A 15395-nucleotide genomic window follows, 5' to 3' on the forward strand; every position below is an offset into this window, starting at 1 on the left:
GGTCATGGGGTGGGGTCCTGGGGTGGGTTGCTGGTGTTGGTTGGGTGTTTCGGCGTTGTGGGTGAGGTGGGTTCCCTCTCCCCAGCCCCCTCCCTGAAGGGAGAGGGGGCTAGTTCGGTGTGTGCAGGAAGATTGGGAGTTTTCCTGTTATCCACAGTGTCCGGCTGACTCCGTTGTTTCGCTTTACGCGAAACGGTCCCCTCTCCCTCCGGGAGAGGGCTAGGGTGAGGGTATGACGCGTCCTCCAGCGAACTATCCACAGCCCGCCCCTTCAACGCTTCGCAGGCCCACAGCACCCGCTCCGGCGTCGCCGGGGTGTCCAGCGCCGGGCTCACCCGGTAGTCCGCCAGGCTGGCGATGGCGTCGCGCAGGGCCGACCACACCGAGATGGCCAGCATGAACGGCGGCTCGCCCACCGCCTTGGACAGGTACACGCTGTCCTCCTCGTTGGGCCGGTCGAACAGGGCCACGCGGAAGTCCTCGGGCACGTCGCTCGCCGCCGGGATCTTGTAGGTCGCCGGCCCCGTGGTGAGCAGCCGGCCCTTGGCGTCCCACTTCAGTTCCTCGCAGGTCAGCCAGCCCATGCCCTGGACGAAGCCGCCCTCGATCTGGCCGATGTCGATGGCCGGGTTGAGGCTGCGGCCGACGTCGTGGAGGATGTCCACCCGCAGCAGGCGGTATTCGCCGGTCAGGGTGTCCACTTCCACCTCGGACACCGCCGCGCCGTAGGCGAAGTAGAAGAACGGGTGGCCCTGGCCGGTGGCGCGGTCGTAGTGGATCTTCGGCGTGCGGTAGAAGCCGGTGGCGGACAACTGCACCCGTGCGAAGTAGGCGGCCTGCACCACCTCGGCGAAGTCCAGCGCCTTGTCGCGGACCTGCACCTGGCCGTGGGCGAAGCGCACTTCCTGCAGCGCCACGCCCTCGCGCGCGGCGAGGAATTCCGCCAGCCGCGCCTTGAGGGTGCGGGCCGCGTCGCGGGCGGCCATGCCGTTCAGGTCGGTGCCGCTGGAGGCCGCGGTGGGCGAGGTGTTGGGCACCTTGTCGGTGCGCGTGGCGGTGATGGTCACGCGCTCAAGGGGCACCTGGAATTCCTCGGCGACTATCTGCGCCACCTTGACGTTCAGGCCCTGGCCCATCTCGGTGCCGCCGTGGTTCAGCTGGATGCTGCCGTCGGTGTACAGGTGGATGAGCGCGCCGGCCTGGTTCAGGTGCTGGGCGGTGAAGCTGATGCCGAACTTCACCGGAGTCAGCGCCAGGCCGCGCTTGAGCACCGGGCTGGCGGCGTTGGCGGCGGTGATGGTGGCCCGGCGGGCGCGGTAGTCGCTGCTGGCTTCCAGGCGCTCGATCAGCTCGCCCAGCAGGTTGTGCTCCACGCGCTGGTGGTAGGGCGTGAGGTCGCGGCCGCTGCCGCCGTAGAGGTTAAGCTTGCGCACGTCCAGCGGGTCCTGGCCGACGGCGCGGGCGATGTCGTCCATGGCGCGTTCGATCAGCATCATCCCCTGGGGCCCGCCGAAGCCGCGGAAGGCCGTGTGCGAGACGACGTTGGTGAAGCTGCGGTAGCCGGCGATGGCCACGTCGGGGATGAAGTAGGCGTTGTCGGCGTGGAACATGGCGCGGTCGACGATGGCGTCGGAGAGGTCCGGCGAGTGGCCGCAGTCGCCCACCACTTCCAGTTGCGCGGCGAGCAGCCGGCCCTCGGCGTCGAAGCCGACCTGGTAGCGGTTGTGGAAGGGGTGGCGCTTGCCGGTGGCGCGCATGTCCTCGGCGCGCGGCAGGCGCAGCTTAACCGCGCGTCCGGTGCGCGCCGCCAGCAGCGCGGCCAGGCAGGCCCAGGGTGCGGCCTGGGTTTCCTTGCCGCCGAAGCCGCCGCCCATGCGCCGCACTTCCACGGTGACCCTGGCCAGGGGCATGGCCAGCACCTCGGCCACCAGCTTCTGCACCTCGCTGGGGTGCTGGCTGGAGGTGAACACGAACATGCTGCCATCGTCGGTGGGCACGGCCATGGACACCTGGCCTTCGAGGTAGAAATGCTCCTGGCCGCCGACGAACTGGCTGGCCTGCAGTACGTAGGGCGCGGCGGCCAGGCCGTGCCCGGCGTCGCCGCGGCGCATGAAGTGCGGCGGGCGTACGAAGCGTTCCTCGGCCTTGGCCCGCAGCGGGTCGAGCAGCGGCGTTTCCTCGGCGTATTCGACCTTCGCCAGGCGCACGGCGCGGCGGGCCTGCAGCTGGGTTTCCGCCGCCACGGCGAACAGTGCCTGGCCGTGGTACTTCACCCGCTCGCCGGCCAGCAGCGGGTCGCCGGGGAAGACCGGACCGATGTCGGTGTGGCCGGGCACCTCGTCCAGGGTCAGCACGGCGACCACGCCGGGGGCGTTGCGCACAGCCTCCAGGTCCAGCTTGTGGATAACCCCGCAGGTGATGTCCGTGAGGCCGACGGCGGCGTGCAGCAGGTCGCGGGGTTCCTTGATGTCGTCGACGTAGCGCGCCGCGCCGCTGACGTGCAGCTCGGCGCTGTCGTGGGGCCGGGCCTGGCCGGCGCTGCGGGTTTCGCTGGCGCCGCCGTTGGCGGCCAGGGGAGGCAGGCTACGCATGGCGCACCTCCGCGGGGGTTGCTGTGTATTCCACTAATGCGCGCTGCAGCAGGTTCTGCGCCACCTTCAGGCGATAGGCGGCGCTGGCGCGCAGGTCGTCGATGGGCTGGAAGTCCTCGGCCAGGGCGGCCTGGGCCGCGGCCACGGCGGCGGCGTCGAACGGCCGGCCGGCCAGCGCGGCTTCCGTGCGCCGGCCACGCAGCGGGGTGGCGGCCATGCCGCCGCAGGCCAGGCGCGCCTCGTGCACCCGGCCCTGCTCGTCGAAGTCCAGGCGCAGGGCCAGGCACAGGGCGGAGATGTCGTCGTCACGGCGCTTGGATATCTTGTCCACACGCAATGACTGGCCCTCGCCCAGCCTGGGGATAACTACCGCCTCGATGTATTCGCCCGGCTGCAGGATGCTCTGCCGGTAGCCGGTGAAGAAGCCGTCGATGGGCACTTCGCGCATCTGCCCGGCGCGCCGCAGGCGCAGGCGGGCGTCCAGGGCCAGCAGCACCGGCGGCATGTCGCCGATGGGCGAGGCGTTGGCGATGTTGCCGCCCAGGGTGCCGCGCTGGCGGATCTGCAGCGAGCCCAGGCGCTCCAGCAGCGCGGGCACGCCGGGGAAGGCGCGCAGCACGTCCTGGCAGTCGGCGTAGGGCCGCGCGGCGCCGATCAGCAGGTACCCGGGGTGTTCCTCCAGGCGCCGTAGCTCGGCCACGCGCTCCAGGTGGATCAGCTGCGGGAAGCCCTTCAGCGCCTGGGTCGCTTCCAGGGCCAGGTCGGTGGCGCCGGCCACCAGCCGTGCCTGTGGATGATCCATCAACAGGCGGTCCAGTTCTTCCAGCGAGGTGGGCAGCCAGGCGTGCTGTTCGCCGTTGTCGAGGCTGGCGCCGGCGAGCAGGGCGCGCAGGCGCCCGGCGGTAGCGCGTTCGGCGGCGGCGAAGCGATCGCCCCGGGCTTCGCCAGCGATGCGCCGGGCGGCTTCGAGGATCGGCCGGTAGCCGGTGCAGCGGCACAGGTTGCCGGACAGGGCCGTCAGCGCGCTCTCGCGGTCATGGGCGCAGGCCGCATGGCGCCAGGCGAACAGCGACATGACGATGCCCGGCGTGCAGAAGCCGCATTGCGCGCCGTGGCAGTCCACCATGGCCTGTTGCACCGGGTGCAGGCGGTCGCCATCGGCGAGGTTCTCCACCGTCAGCAACTGGCGGCCGTGCAGCGAGCCCAGCGGGGTGATGCAGGCGTTCACCGCGCGGTAGCGCAGGCCGTCGCCCTCGGGTTCGGCCAGCACCAGGGTGCAGGCGCCGCAGTCGCCGGAGGCGCAGCCTTCCTTGGTGCCGGTGCGCCCCAGCCGGGTGCGCAGGTACTCGAGCAAGCTCGTTTCCGGTGCCAGGCCGTCCACCTGGCGCAGTTCGTCGTCGAGCAGGAACTGGATCATGCGAAACCTCGCTGGCGCGCGCCGGACCGGCTGCCGGGAGGCGGGCCCGACGCGGCGCTGAAGCTGTCCATGTGGTCAGCTGGTGCACGAACTCTGCCAGCCGAAAGGGCTGCTCCCTAAGCAAAGCATAGCTCGCGGCGCCTGTTGACCAGCCGGCCAGGAAAGCGCCCCGGCTCCACTTCCGCCGGCCGCTGCGGGCACGTCCGGCACGGGCATTGAACGGTGGTGTCACGCGCTGGTCTTGAGCAGGGTGCAGGATGGAGGAGGGCCCGCTCATCGATAGCGAAGCTCTTCCTTTTATAGTTCCGCTGATAGATAAAGCCAATTTGTTTGATGGCCTAAATCAATGGGCCAAGCGGGCTAATAGCGGATAATCTTGCCCACGTCGAATTTCATAACCAATTCGATCAACCCATCTCTACGAGGAATGCCGAATGAACCTGATCAACACCCAAGTCCAACCGTTCAAGGTCAACGCCTTCCACAACGGCAAGTTCATCGAAGTCACCGAGCAGTCCCTGAAGGGCAAGTGGTCGGTCCTGATCTTCATGCCGGCAGCCTTCACCTTCAACTGCCCGACCGAGATCGAAGACGCCGCCAACAACTACGCTGCCTTCCGTGACGCTGGTACCGAAGTCTACATCGTGACCACCGACACCCACTTCTCCCACAAGGTCTGGCACGAAACCTCCCCGGCCGTGGGCAAGGCCCAGTTCCCGCTGATCGGCGACCCGACCCACCAGCTGACCAACGCCTTCGGCGTGCACATCCCGGAAGAAGGCCTGGCCCTGCGCGGCACCTTCGTGATCAACCCGGAAGGCGTGATCAAGACCGTCGAAATCCACTCCAACGAGATCGCTCGTGACGTCGGCGAGACCCTGCGCAAGCTGAAAGCCGCCCAGTACACCGCTGCCCACCCGGGCGAAGTCTGCCCGGCCAAGTGGAAGGAAGGCGAGAAGACCCTGGCCCCGTCCCTGGACCTGGTCGGCAAGATCTAAGCAACACCCCTCCCCGGCGGACGGCCCCCACAAGGGCCGCCCGCCCTGCCCAAAGCCTACCCGCAAGCGTGCAGGGCGGACGCACAGCGTCCGCCGCGGGAACCCTTTTGCCCGAATTTCGCAGGAGCTGAACTCATGTTGGACGCCAATCTTAAAAACCAGTTGAAGGCCTACCTGGAAAAGGTCACCCAGCCGTTCGAGATCGTCGCGTCCCTCGATGACAGCGACAAATCCCGCGAGCTGAGCGAACTGCTGCACGACATCGTCGGCCTGACCGACAAGATCACCCTGCGCGAAGATGGCAGCGACGAGCGCGTGCCGTCCTTCTCGCTGAACCGCCCGGGTGCGGACATCGGCCTGCGTTTCGCCGGTATCCCCATGGGCCACGAATTCACCTCGCTGATCCTGGCGCTGCTGCAGGTCGGCGGCCACCCGTCCAAGCTCGAGCCCGAGGTCATCGAGCAGGTCAAGGGCATCCAGGGCCGGTTCGAGTTCGAAACCTACTTCTCGCTGTCCTGCCAGAACTGCCCGGACGTGGTCCAGGCGCTGAACCTGATGGCCGTGCTCAACCCGAACATCCGCCACGTCGCCATCGACGGCGCGCTGTTCCAGGACGAGGTCGAGCGCCGCCAGATCATGTCGGTGCCGAGCATCTACCTCAACGGCGAAGTCTTCGGCGCGGGCCGCATGGGCGTGGAAGAAATCCTCGCCAAGATCGACACCGGCGCCGCCGCTCGCGAAGCCGAGAAGCTGGCCGCCAAGCAAGCCTTCGACGTGCTGGTGGTGGGCGGTGGCCCGGCCGGCGCCGCGGCGGCCATCTACGCCGCCCGCAAGGGCATCCGCACCGGCGTCGCCGCCGAGCGCTTCGGTGGCCAGGTGCTGGACACCATGGCCATCGAGAACTTCATCTCGGTGAAGGAGACCGAAGGCCCGAAACTGGCCCGCGCGCTGGAAGAGCACGTGAAGCAGTACGAGGTCGACATCATGAACCTGCAGCGCGCCAGCGCGCTGGTCCCGGCGAAGAATGCCGGCGAGCTGCACGAAGTGAAGTTCGAGGGCGGTGGCAGCCTCAAGGCCAAGACCGTGATCCTCGCCACCGGCGCCCGCTGGCGCGAGATGGGCGTGCCCGGCGAGCAGGAATACAAGGCCAAGGGCGTGTGCTTCTGCCCGCACTGCGACGGCCCGCTGTTCAAGGGCAAGCGCGTGGCGGTGATCGGCGGCGGCAACTCCGGCGTCGAGGCGGCCATCGACCTGGCCGGCATCGTCGCCCACGTGACCCTGCTGGAGTTCGACAGCAAGCTGCGCGCAGACGCCGTGCTGCAACGCAAGCTGTACAGCCTGCCGAACGTGGACGTGATCACCAGCGCGCTGACCAGCGAAGTGAAGGGCGACGGCCAGAAGGTCACCGGCCTGGTCTACAAGGACCGCAACTCGGAAGAGTTCAAGTCGGTGGAGCTGGAAGGCATCTTCGTGCAGATCGGCCTGCTGCCCAACAGCGAATGGCTCAAGGGCAGCATCGAGCTGACCCCGCGCGGCGAGATCATCGTCGACGCGCGCGGCGAGACCTCGCTGCCGGGCATCTTCGCTGCTGGCGACGTGACTACGGTGCCGTACAAGCAGATCGTGATCGCGGTTGGGGAGGGGGCGAAGGCGTCGCTGTCGGCCTTTGATCACCTGATCCGTAGTTCTGCGCCGGCTTGATGACCTTGCGATAGTAGAAGCGCCCGGCTCACTTGAGTGAGTCGGGCGTTTTTCTTTTTGGGTGTTTTGCTTGGGGTTGTGGTGTTCGGGGTTGAGTTGGGCTCCCTCTCCCCAGCCCTCTCCCTGAAGGGAGAGGGGGCTAGTCCGTGCCGAGATGAGTCATGGTTTCAGCTGGAAACCCTCGGTGTTGCCGGCTGACTCCAGAGCCCCCGTTTCTGCCCAACGGTCCCCTCTCCCTTCAGGGAGAGGGTTAGGGAGAGGGTGCGGAGGTCAGCCCGATCGACGGCGTAAACGGGGAATGCCATTCGCGAGCAAGCTCGCTCCTACGAAAAGCCTCCAGCCCCCAGCCCGCGGCATTCAAAGAATCGGCGACACCAACCGCGCCACCCGCATCCCCAGCTGCTGCAGCTGCCCGCTGCGCTCGGTGTCCATCTCCACCGCCTGCTCGAAGTCCGCCAGCAGCATGCTCTCCACGTCGCGGGCGAAGGCCTCGTCCACCGTCACCAGCATGATCTCGAAGTTCAGCCGGAACGAGCGGTTGTCCAGGTTGGCGCTGCCCACCGCGGCGCAGTCGTGGTCCACCAGCACCACCTTCTGGTGCAGGAAGCCCGGCTGGTAGCGGTACACCTTCACCCCGGCGCGCACCGCGTCCTGGGCGTAGAGGCTGGAGGCGGCATAGACGGTGCGGTGGTCCGGGCGCGAGGGCAGCAGGATGCGCACGTCCACGCCGCGCAGGGCGGCCAGGCGCAGGGCGGCGCCGACCGCCTCGTCGGGGATGAAGTAGGGGGTGGTTATCCACACCCGTTCGCTGGCCGCGTTGATCATCTCGACGAAGAACAGCGAGCAGGTCTCCTGCTTGTCCGCCGGGCCGCTGGCCAGCACCTGGCAGATCACCCCTTCCTCGTCGTAGCGGTCCGGCAGCAGCAGGGTGGGCAGGGCATGGGTGGCCCAGAACCAGTCCTCGGCGAAGCACTCCTGCAGGCAGGCCACGGCCGGGCCGCGCAGTTCCACGTGGGTGTCGCGCCAGGGCGAGAGCGGCGGCTTCTCGCCCAGGTACTCGACGCCGACGTTGTGCCCGCCGACGTAGCCGCACAGGCCGTCCACCACCACCACCTTGCGGTGGTTGCGGAAGTTCAGCTGGAAGCGGTTGATGGCGCCGTGCCCGGTGCTGAAGGCCTGCACCTGCACGCCGCCGGCGCGCAGGCGCTCGACGTAGCGCCCGGGCAGGCCGTGGCTGCCGATGGCGTCGTAGAGCAGGAAGACCTCCACGCCGTTGGCCGCGCGTTCCAGCAGCAGCTGCGCCAGGCGCTGGCCGAGGGCGTCGTCGCGGATGATGAAGAACTGCACCAGCACCACCTGCCGGGCCTGGGCGATGGCCTCGAAGATGGCATCGAAGGTGGCCTTGCCGTTCACCAGCAGGCGCACGTGGTTGTTCGCCAGGGTCGGCATGCGCGCCAGCGCGGAGAGGGCCTTGAGCGCCTTGTAGTTCTCCGACTGGCGCGCCGTCAGGGCTTCTTCCACCCAGGGCCGCCAGTCCAGCTCGGCGGCGGCCAGGTGCATCTCCTCGTTGGCCTGGCGCCGCGCACCGATGTAGGCGTCGAAGCGGCTGCGGCCGAACACCAGGTAGGGCAGCAGGGTGAGCAGCGGCATGAACACCAGGGAGATGGCCCAGGCGATGGCGCCCTGCGCGGTGCGCACGGTGAGCACGGCGTGGAGGGCGGCGACCACGCCGAGGACCTGGATGACCACCAGGAAATGGGCGATGTAGGGGGAATACTGCATGCGCGCGAACGAGTCCTTCTGCCGTGCGTGTTCCCGCAGCTTAGCCCCGCTCGGGGGGCCGCGGCCATCCCGGCAGTTCGCCACGCCAGGTTTCGAAGGCCTTGCCCAGGCGCAGCACGGCCACGTCGGCGAAGCGCGGGCCGACGATCTGCAGGCCGATGGGCATGCCGGCGGCGGTGAAGCCGCAGTTGATCGACAGCGCCGGCTGCTCGGTCATGTTCCACGGCACGGTGAAGCCGATGTGCTCGAAGGGCCGCGCCGGGTCGTTGGTGGGCGAGGCCCACTCGGCGGGGAAGGCGGCCACCTGGTTGGTCGGGCTGAGCAGGCAGTCGATGCCGTGGAACTGCGCGGCGGCGCGCTTGCGCATCTCGAAGGTCTGGTTGAAGCCGCGCACCGCCTCGACGCCGGAAACCCGCGCGCCGCCTTCGGCCCACTGGAAGATGTACGGCAGCACCCGCGCCTGGCGTTCCGCCGGCAGCGCCTCCAGCTCGGCCCACAGGCGCGCGCGCCAGAAGCGGTCGAGGCCGTCGAGCAGCCCGTGGTCGAGGATCGGCGGCACCTCGACTATCTCCGCGCCGGCCTCGGCGAAGCGCCGCGCGGCGTCTTCCACGGCCCGGCGCACTTCCGGCTCGGGCTGCAGGCCGCAGCCGGGGTCCAGCTGCAGGCCGATGCGCAGGCCGAGCACCTCGGCCGGGCGGATGGCCCAGTCCAGCTCGGCCGGCGGCAGGCTGGTGGCGTCGCGCCAGTCGGCGCGCGACAGGTGCTTCATCAGCAGCGCGGTGTCGTCCAGGGTGCGCGTCATGGGCCCGGCGCAGCGCCCGGTGTAGTAGGGGTCGATGGGAATCCGCCCGAGGCTCGGCTTGAAGCCCACCAGGCCGCACCAGCCGGCCGGCAGGCGCACCGAGCCGCCGATGTCGGTGCCCACGTGCAGCGGGCCGTAGCCGGCGGCAGCGGCCGCCGCGGCGCCGGCGCTGGAGCCGCCGGGGTTCATCGCCAGGTTCCAGGGGTTGCGCGCCAGCTTGTGGAAGCTGGACAGGCCCGAGGAGAGCATGCCGAAGTCCGGCACCGTGGTCTTGGCCAGCAGGATGGCCCCGGCCTCGCGCAGCCGCGCGGTGGGCGGCGCGTCCTGGGCGGCGGGCACCAGGGGCACGGCGGCGCTGCCTTGGGGGATGGGCTCGCCGACGCTCGCTATCAGCTCCTTGATGGTGACAGGTACGCCATCCAGCTCGCCGCGCGGCTCACCCTTCGCCCAGCGCGCCTCGGCCTCCCGCGCCTCGCCCAGGGCGCGTTCCGGGGCATAGGCGTAGAGCGCGCAGAGGTGCGGCTCCCAGCGTTCGATGTGGGCGATCAGGTGCTGCAGGTATTCCACGGGGGACAGCTGGCGCGAACGGTAAAGGGCCAGCAGCTGGACGGCGGTGAGATCGTGCAGCGCGGTCATGGGGGACTCCGGCGGGGGCCATGGCACAACCCTAGCCTATGGCGGTGTAGGGCGGATAACGCTCCGCGTTATCCGCCGTTTGGCCTTGGTCGACGAACGGGGGTGGTTCAACCGGGCGGCGGGCTAGGTGATTTGGGAGAAGCCGGTGGTTTGGGGTGTTCTGGCCCACCCGTTGCCCTCTCCCCAGCCCTCTCCCTGAAGGGAGAGGGGCTAGTTCGTGCCGAGAGGAGGAAGGGTTTCAGCCGGTAATCTCTGTGCTAGCCGGCTAACGCCGAAACATCAGCGCACTCCGAACGGTCCCCTCTCCCTTCAGGGAGAGGGTTAGGGAGAGGGCGTTCTTCAGGTCAAGCGCCGAGATTGCCAGCGAAGCCCCGTTCGCGAGCAAGCTCGCTCCTACGAAGAGCCGGATGTCAGGGCCGCGGCACCAACGCCGGCAGCAACTGCCGCGAAATCGCCTCGCGCACCGCCGGTAGCAGGGTCGCGTTGCCGCCGAGCATCTCTTCCACCAGCCGGCGCAGGGCCATGGAGCGTTCCGGGGTGAGGGCGCGCACCGCGTATTCGCAGGCCTGTTCCGCGGTGACGTCCGGTGGAACGGCGAAGCCCAGGGCCTGCAGGCGTTCGCGGAAATCGTCCTGGTCGATCAGGTCGGCGTGCATCATCGCGGAGTCCTCCGTGAGGTTGGGCTTCCCCGGATTCTCGGAACAGCGCCGGCCGGGCGCAAGCACCCGGCCGGCGGAGTGTCCTTCACAGGCAAGAGCAGGTCGTTTTCCGACCGGGACGGTCCGCGACCGGCTTTAGTTCAAGCCCAGCTTGCCGCGCATGGTCGAAAGATCCTCGGCCAGGGTGTTCACCGGCCCGGCCAGGGCCTTGCGGTCCTTGGCGCTGAGCTTGTCGTAGGTCTGGTAGCCGCCGTCCCTGGTCTTGTACTTGGCGAGGATGCCGTCGACCGTGGCGAAGTTCTTCTCCACCTTGGTGACGAAGGCCGGGTCCTGCTTGGCCAGTTGCGGGCGGAACAGCTCGACGATCTTCTTGGCGCCGTCGACGTTGCCCTGGAAGTCGTACAGGTCGGTGTGGCTGTAGCGGTCTTCCTCGCCGCTGACCTTGGTCGCGGCCACTTCCTCCATCAGCGCGGCGGCGCCGCCGACCACCTTCTCCGGCGGGAAGGGCAGGCCCTCCACGCGCTTGCGCAGCTCGTGCACGTCGGCCATCAGCTTGTCCGCCAGCGGGCCCAGGCCTTCGGTGCTGTTCTTGCTGAACAGGCCGTACTCGATGCGGTGGAAGCCGGTGAAGTCCGGGGCGTCGACCTTCTTCTCGTGGTCGTCCTCGCGGGAGTCGATGGCGCTGTCCAGGTCGCTGAACAGCTCGGCCACCGGCTCGATGGACTCGTAGTAGACGCGGGTCGGCGCGTACAGCTTCTTCGCCGTGGCCAGGTCGCCCTGCTTCACCGCGTCGGTGAACTGCTGGGTGCGCTTGACCAGCTCGTCGAGGTTGTCGGTGACGTAGAGCTTGTAGTCGGCGATGGGGCCGACCAGGTCCAGCGGCGAGGCGGGGGCGGCGAAGCTGGCCAGCGGCGTGGCGAGCAGGCCGAGGCTGAACAGCAGGGCGAGGGAGGTGCGTTTCATGTCCGATGGCTCCAGTGCATTGTTGTCGTTCAGGCCAGCAGGCTGCGGCCGAGGAAGTCGTCCGCCCCGGTCACCCCGGGCAGGACGAAGAAGTAGCCGCCGCCTTGCGGCTTCAGGTATTCCTCCAGCGGCTCGCCGTTCAGGCGCGTCTGCACGGCGATGAAGCCGCGCGCGAGGTCCGCCTGGTAGCAGATGAACAGCAGCCCCATGTCCAGCTGGCCGTTGCTGGCTGCGCCGTTGGAGTAGTTGAACGGCCGGCGCAGGATGAGGTTGGCCTGGCTCTGCGCGGTGCGCGGGTTGGCCAGGCGGATATGGGCATCCAGGGGCGTGTGCTTGCCCTCGGCGTCGCGGGCGTAGTCCGGCACGTCGGTTTCCACGCGGCCGTCATGGGGGGCGCCGCTGGCCTTGACGCGGCCGATGATGCTTTCCTGCTCCTGCAGCGGGGTGCGGTCCCAGCGCTCGACGAAGTTGCGGATGATGCGCACCGCCTGGTAGCTGCCGCCCGCCGCCCAGGCCGGTTCGCCGGCGTCGGGCTGCACCCAGACGATGCGGCGCATGGCCGCTTCGTCGCGGGAGTCGGGGTTGGCCGAGCCGTCGCGGAAGCCCAGGAAGTTGCGCGCGCTCTCGGTGGGCTGGCCGGGGCGGCTGGGCTGCACCGGCACGCTGCCTTCCTGCTTCCAGCGCACCAGCAGCAGGTCCGGGGTGTTCTTCACGATATCGCGCAGGGCGTGGATGTTGGTGTCCGGGGTGTTGGCGCAGAACTGCAGGCACAGGTCGCCGTGGCAGCGCGCCGGGTCCAGGGCGTCGTTGGGGAAGCCGGCCATGGGTTGCAGGTGGCGTGGCTTGCGCGCGGCCAGGCCGAAGCGCTCGTCGAACAGCGAGTCGCCCACCGAGACGGTGACGGTCAGGTTGTCCGGGATCACCACCGGGCCGAGGATGCCCGAGTCCAGCGGCGGCAGCCTGGCGTCCACCTGCTGCACCGCTCCGCCGGCCATGAGGAAGCGGATGCGCTCGTCGAGCACCCGGAACAGCCGTTCCAGGCCCGCGCGGTCGCTGGCCAGCACGTCGAAGGCGACGATCATGCCCGCCGCCGGGCGCGGGGTGACGATGCCCGGCTGGTGGTGGCCGAACCAGGCGTTGCGCTCCTGGGTGCGCTCGCTGGCCGGTGCGTGGGTGACCTCGGCGGTGCCGGCGGCCCGCGCCGGGCCCGCCAGGCTGGCGCCGGCCAGGGCCACGCCGGCGGCGCCCAGGCCGAGCAGCACGCGGCGGCGTTGGGCGTTGGCGGGGCTGTCGTCGTTGCTGTGCATGGGGTACTTCCTCGGATCAGGGGTGGGCCAGGCCCAGGGCCGGCGCCACGGCGTCCAGCGCGTCGGCCAGGCTGGCGGCCTCGGCGGCCAGCTGCTGGCGCCGGGCGGCCGTGACCTGGTCGTAGGGCTTGCCGGCCAGTTGCGTGAGGCTGGCATCGAGCGCCGCGGCGGCGGCGTCCAGGCGCGCGGGCAGTTCGGGGGCCTTGCGTTGCAGCAGCGGGCGCAACAGGTCGATGACCTTGCGCGCGCCTTCCAGGTTGGCGGCGAAGCCGGCCAGGTCACTGTGGCTGTAGCGTTCCTCGTCGCCGTCCATGCGCTGCTGCGCCAGGCTGCGCATCAGCCGCGCGGCGTTGCCGCCGAGTTGCTCGGGCGGCAGCGACTGGGCAATGAGGGCGTCCTTCAGGGCGGCGACGTCGGCCTGCAGCTGCGTGGCGACCGGCGCCAGGCCGAGGGTGCCGTTGCGCGCGAACAGGCCGTATTCGATGCGGTGGAAGCCGCCGAAGGCCGGGTCCTGCTCGCGCAGCTCGAAGGCCTCCGCGCGCGGGGCGATGCGGTTGTCCAGCTCGGCCAGGCGCTGCGCGCTGGCGGCGATGCGCTGGTAGGCGGCGCGGCCTTCCAGGTAGTGGCTGCGCGCGGCGGCGAGGTCGTTGGCCTGCAGGGCCTGGTTCAGGGCGCCCAGGGCGCGTTGCAGCTGGCGCAGCTGGCCGGCCAGGTAGACGCGGTATTCCGACAGCGGGGCGACGAAGTCCAGCAGCGGCGAGCGGGCCTGCTGGGCGGCGCTGGCGGCCGCGCTGGGGGTGGCGCGCAGGCTGCCGTGGGGGTTGCTGAGCAGGCCGCAGGTGACCTGGTAGTCGCCGGGGGCGAGGTAGGCCGAGAGCGTCTGGCTCATGCCCGGGGCGATGTTCTCGCGTTCCTCCACCACCATCACGCCGTCGAGGATTTCCCACTCCACGGCGCGATCGGAGCGGTTGAGGATGCGGAAGCGCGCCTGCCCGGCCGGCACGCTCAGGGTGTTGGGCTCGCAGCCGTGGGGCAGCACCGTCACCAGCACCTCGTCGTTGCCCGCCCTGGCCTGGTGGGCGTGGCGCGCGGCGTAGTAGAAGGCCGCCGCGCCGAGCACGGCCAGGGCCGCCGAGGCCGCCACCGCGGCGTTGAGCAGCAGGCGGCGGGCGCCGACCGGCGGCTGGGGTTCCGGCAGGCTCATTCGGCGGTGCTCCGGGCAGGGGCCGCGGGGCGCGGCGGCAGGAAGAACAGCGTCAGGCTCAGCGCCAGGTAGGCCAGCCAGGCGCCGAGGGTGCTCAGGGTGGGGCTCTGCTGGTAGCCGAACAGCCCGGCCAGCAGCGAGCCCAGGGCGCCGTCCTCGGGCAGGCTGGCGCCGCTGTTCCACAAGGGCGCCTGCAGCAGGTTCCAGACCCCGGCCTCGTGCAGCGAGCGCACCGCGTTGGCGAGGATGCCGGCGGCCACCACCAGGATGAACAGCCCGGTCCAGCGGAAGAAGCGCGCCAGGTTCAGGCGCACGCCGCCGCTGTAGATGCCGTAGCCCAGGGCCACCGCCAGCGCCAGGCCGAGCAGCGCCCCCAGCGGCGCGCCGGGGCCTTCGCTCTGCTGGAACACGGCGAGCAGGAAGAACACCGTCTCCAGGCCCTCGCGGGCCACGGCGAGGAACACCATGGCGATCAGCGCATAGCCCTGGTGCCGCGAGTGGAAGGCCTGGTCCAGCGCGGCCTGCAGCTCGCCCTTGATGGAGCGCGCCATCTTGCGCATCCAGAACACCATGGAGGTGAGGATGGCCACCGCGGCCAGGCCCACCAGGGCTTCGAACAGCTCCTGCTGCTTCTGCGGGAATTCGGCGCTGGCCAGCTCCAGGCCGGCGCCGACGAACAGCGCCAGGGCGGCGGCGAGGAACACCCCGATCCACACCGCCGGCATCCAGTGGGCGCGCCCGGTACGGCGCAGGTAGCTGGCGATGATGCCGACGATGAGCGCGGCCTCCATGCCCTCGCGGAGCATGATCAGGAAGGGGACCAGCATGGTTTCACCTGGGACAGGGCCGCGCGGCGGCTGAGAATGCAAACGCGAAGGATTCTCGATGTCGTCGCCTTAAGGATTGCTTAAGGGGCCGTGCCTAACGTCGCCCCCTGTCCGCGGCGGATACGCGCACGTCGTTTTCGGCAAACCCGAAGTTGGCGAAGCAGCCACACTGGAGCCATACCGCTGCGGTCGATACCGAAGTAGGTGCTTGTCACACTGGGAGCCTTGACGGCTCGCTTTCGTCCCCTGTCGTGCGTCGGGCGCGGCGGGGGATTTTTTTGTTCGTCCTGGTTGGTTTTTCGTAGGGGCGAGGGGGACGCCCAGTTCTTGCTCGCGAACGGCGTTCTGTCGGCCAGGTTCGGTGCATATCCTGAAGAACGCCCTCTCCCTAACCCTCTCCCTGAAGGGAGAGGGGACCGTTCGGAGTGTTTGGGCATTCCTGAGTCAGCCGGCAACACCGAAGGTTTCCGGCTGAAACCATCACTTCTCTCGGCACGGACAAGCCCCC

Annotated in this window: 11 protein-coding genes; 2 read left to right on the forward strand and 9 right to left on the reverse strand. The window is 69.5% G+C overall.

The features are described from left to right. Positions 1-2: 2 nt before the first annotated feature. Entirely contained in the window at positions 3-2591 is a 2589-nt protein-coding gene (xdhB, locus tag PKO50_RS31175) for a xanthine dehydrogenase molybdopterin binding subunit (RefSeq protein WP_275628168.1), read from the reverse strand. Then, a complete protein-coding gene (gene xdhA / locus PKO50_RS31180; RefSeq protein ID WP_275628169.1) occupies positions 2584-4008 on the reverse strand; it encodes a xanthine dehydrogenase small subunit in 1425 nt (474 codons plus the stop codon). The genes xdhB and xdhA overlap by 8 nt, the downstream gene beginning before the upstream one ends. A 434-nt stretch (positions 4009-4442) precedes the next feature. On the opposite strand from xdhA, the gene ahpC reads away from it, so the two are divergent. Then, on the forward strand, positions 4443-5006 hold the full coding sequence (gene ahpC, locus PKO50_RS31185) for an alkyl hydroperoxide reductase subunit C (protein ID WP_037016170.1): 564 nt from the start codon (positions 4443-4445) through the stop codon (positions 5004-5006). A 135-nt stretch (positions 5007-5141) separates the two neighbouring features. After that, positions 5142-6707, forward strand: coding sequence for an alkyl hydroperoxide reductase subunit F (gene ahpF, locus PKO50_RS31190; protein WP_109935175.1), 1566 nt, complete (start codon positions 5142-5144; stop codon positions 6705-6707). Between the two features lie 357 nt (positions 6708-7064). On the opposite strand, the gene cls is transcribed toward ahpF, so the two are convergent. The 7 genes from cls to efeU form a co-directional block, all read right to left on the reverse strand. Then, a complete protein-coding gene (cls, locus tag PKO50_RS31195) occupies positions 7065-8489 on the reverse strand; it encodes a cardiolipin synthase (protein ID WP_275628170.1) in 1425 nt (474 codons plus the stop codon). A 40-nt stretch (positions 8490-8529) separates the two neighbouring features. After that, the gene (locus tag PKO50_RS31200; RefSeq protein ID WP_275628171.1) at positions 8530-9927 is read right to left on the reverse strand and encodes an amidase; all 1398 of its coding nucleotides are present in this window, start codon (positions 9925-9927) and stop codon (positions 8530-8532) included. A 410-nt stretch (positions 9928-10337) separates the two neighbouring features. After that, the gene (locus tag PKO50_RS31205) at positions 10338-10586 is read right to left on the reverse strand and encodes a hypothetical protein (protein WP_009614343.1); all 249 of its coding nucleotides are present in this window, start codon (positions 10584-10586) and stop codon (positions 10338-10340) included. Positions 10587-10721: 135 nt separating this feature from the next. After that, a complete protein-coding gene (gene efeO, locus PKO50_RS31210) occupies positions 10722-11549 on the reverse strand; it encodes an iron uptake system protein EfeO (protein ID WP_275628172.1) in 828 nt (275 codons plus the stop codon). 29 nt (positions 11550-11578) lie between these two features. Then, positions 11579-12856, reverse strand: a complete 1278-nt coding sequence (efeB, locus tag PKO50_RS31215) for an iron uptake transporter deferrochelatase/peroxidase subunit (protein WP_109935179.1) — start codon at positions 12854-12856, stop codon at positions 11579-11581. Positions 12857-12872: 16 nt separating this feature from the next. Beyond that, positions 12873-14060: an iron uptake system protein EfeO gene (efeO, locus tag PKO50_RS31220; protein ID WP_275628173.1), complete on the reverse strand. Its 1188-nt coding sequence runs from the start codon at positions 14058-14060 to the stop codon at positions 12873-12875. Beyond that, entirely contained in the window at positions 14057-14887 is an 831-nt protein-coding gene (gene efeU / locus PKO50_RS31225; RefSeq protein WP_109935181.1) for an iron uptake transporter permease EfeU, read from the reverse strand. The genes efeO (PKO50_RS31220) and efeU overlap by 4 nt, the downstream gene beginning before the upstream one ends. Between the last annotated feature and the right edge of the window lie 508 nt (positions 14888-15395).

Source organism: Pseudomonas sp. 273, from assembly GCF_029201425.1.
Lineage (GTDB): Bacteria > Pseudomonadota > Gammaproteobacteria > Pseudomonadales > Pseudomonadaceae > Pseudomonas > Pseudomonas delhiensis.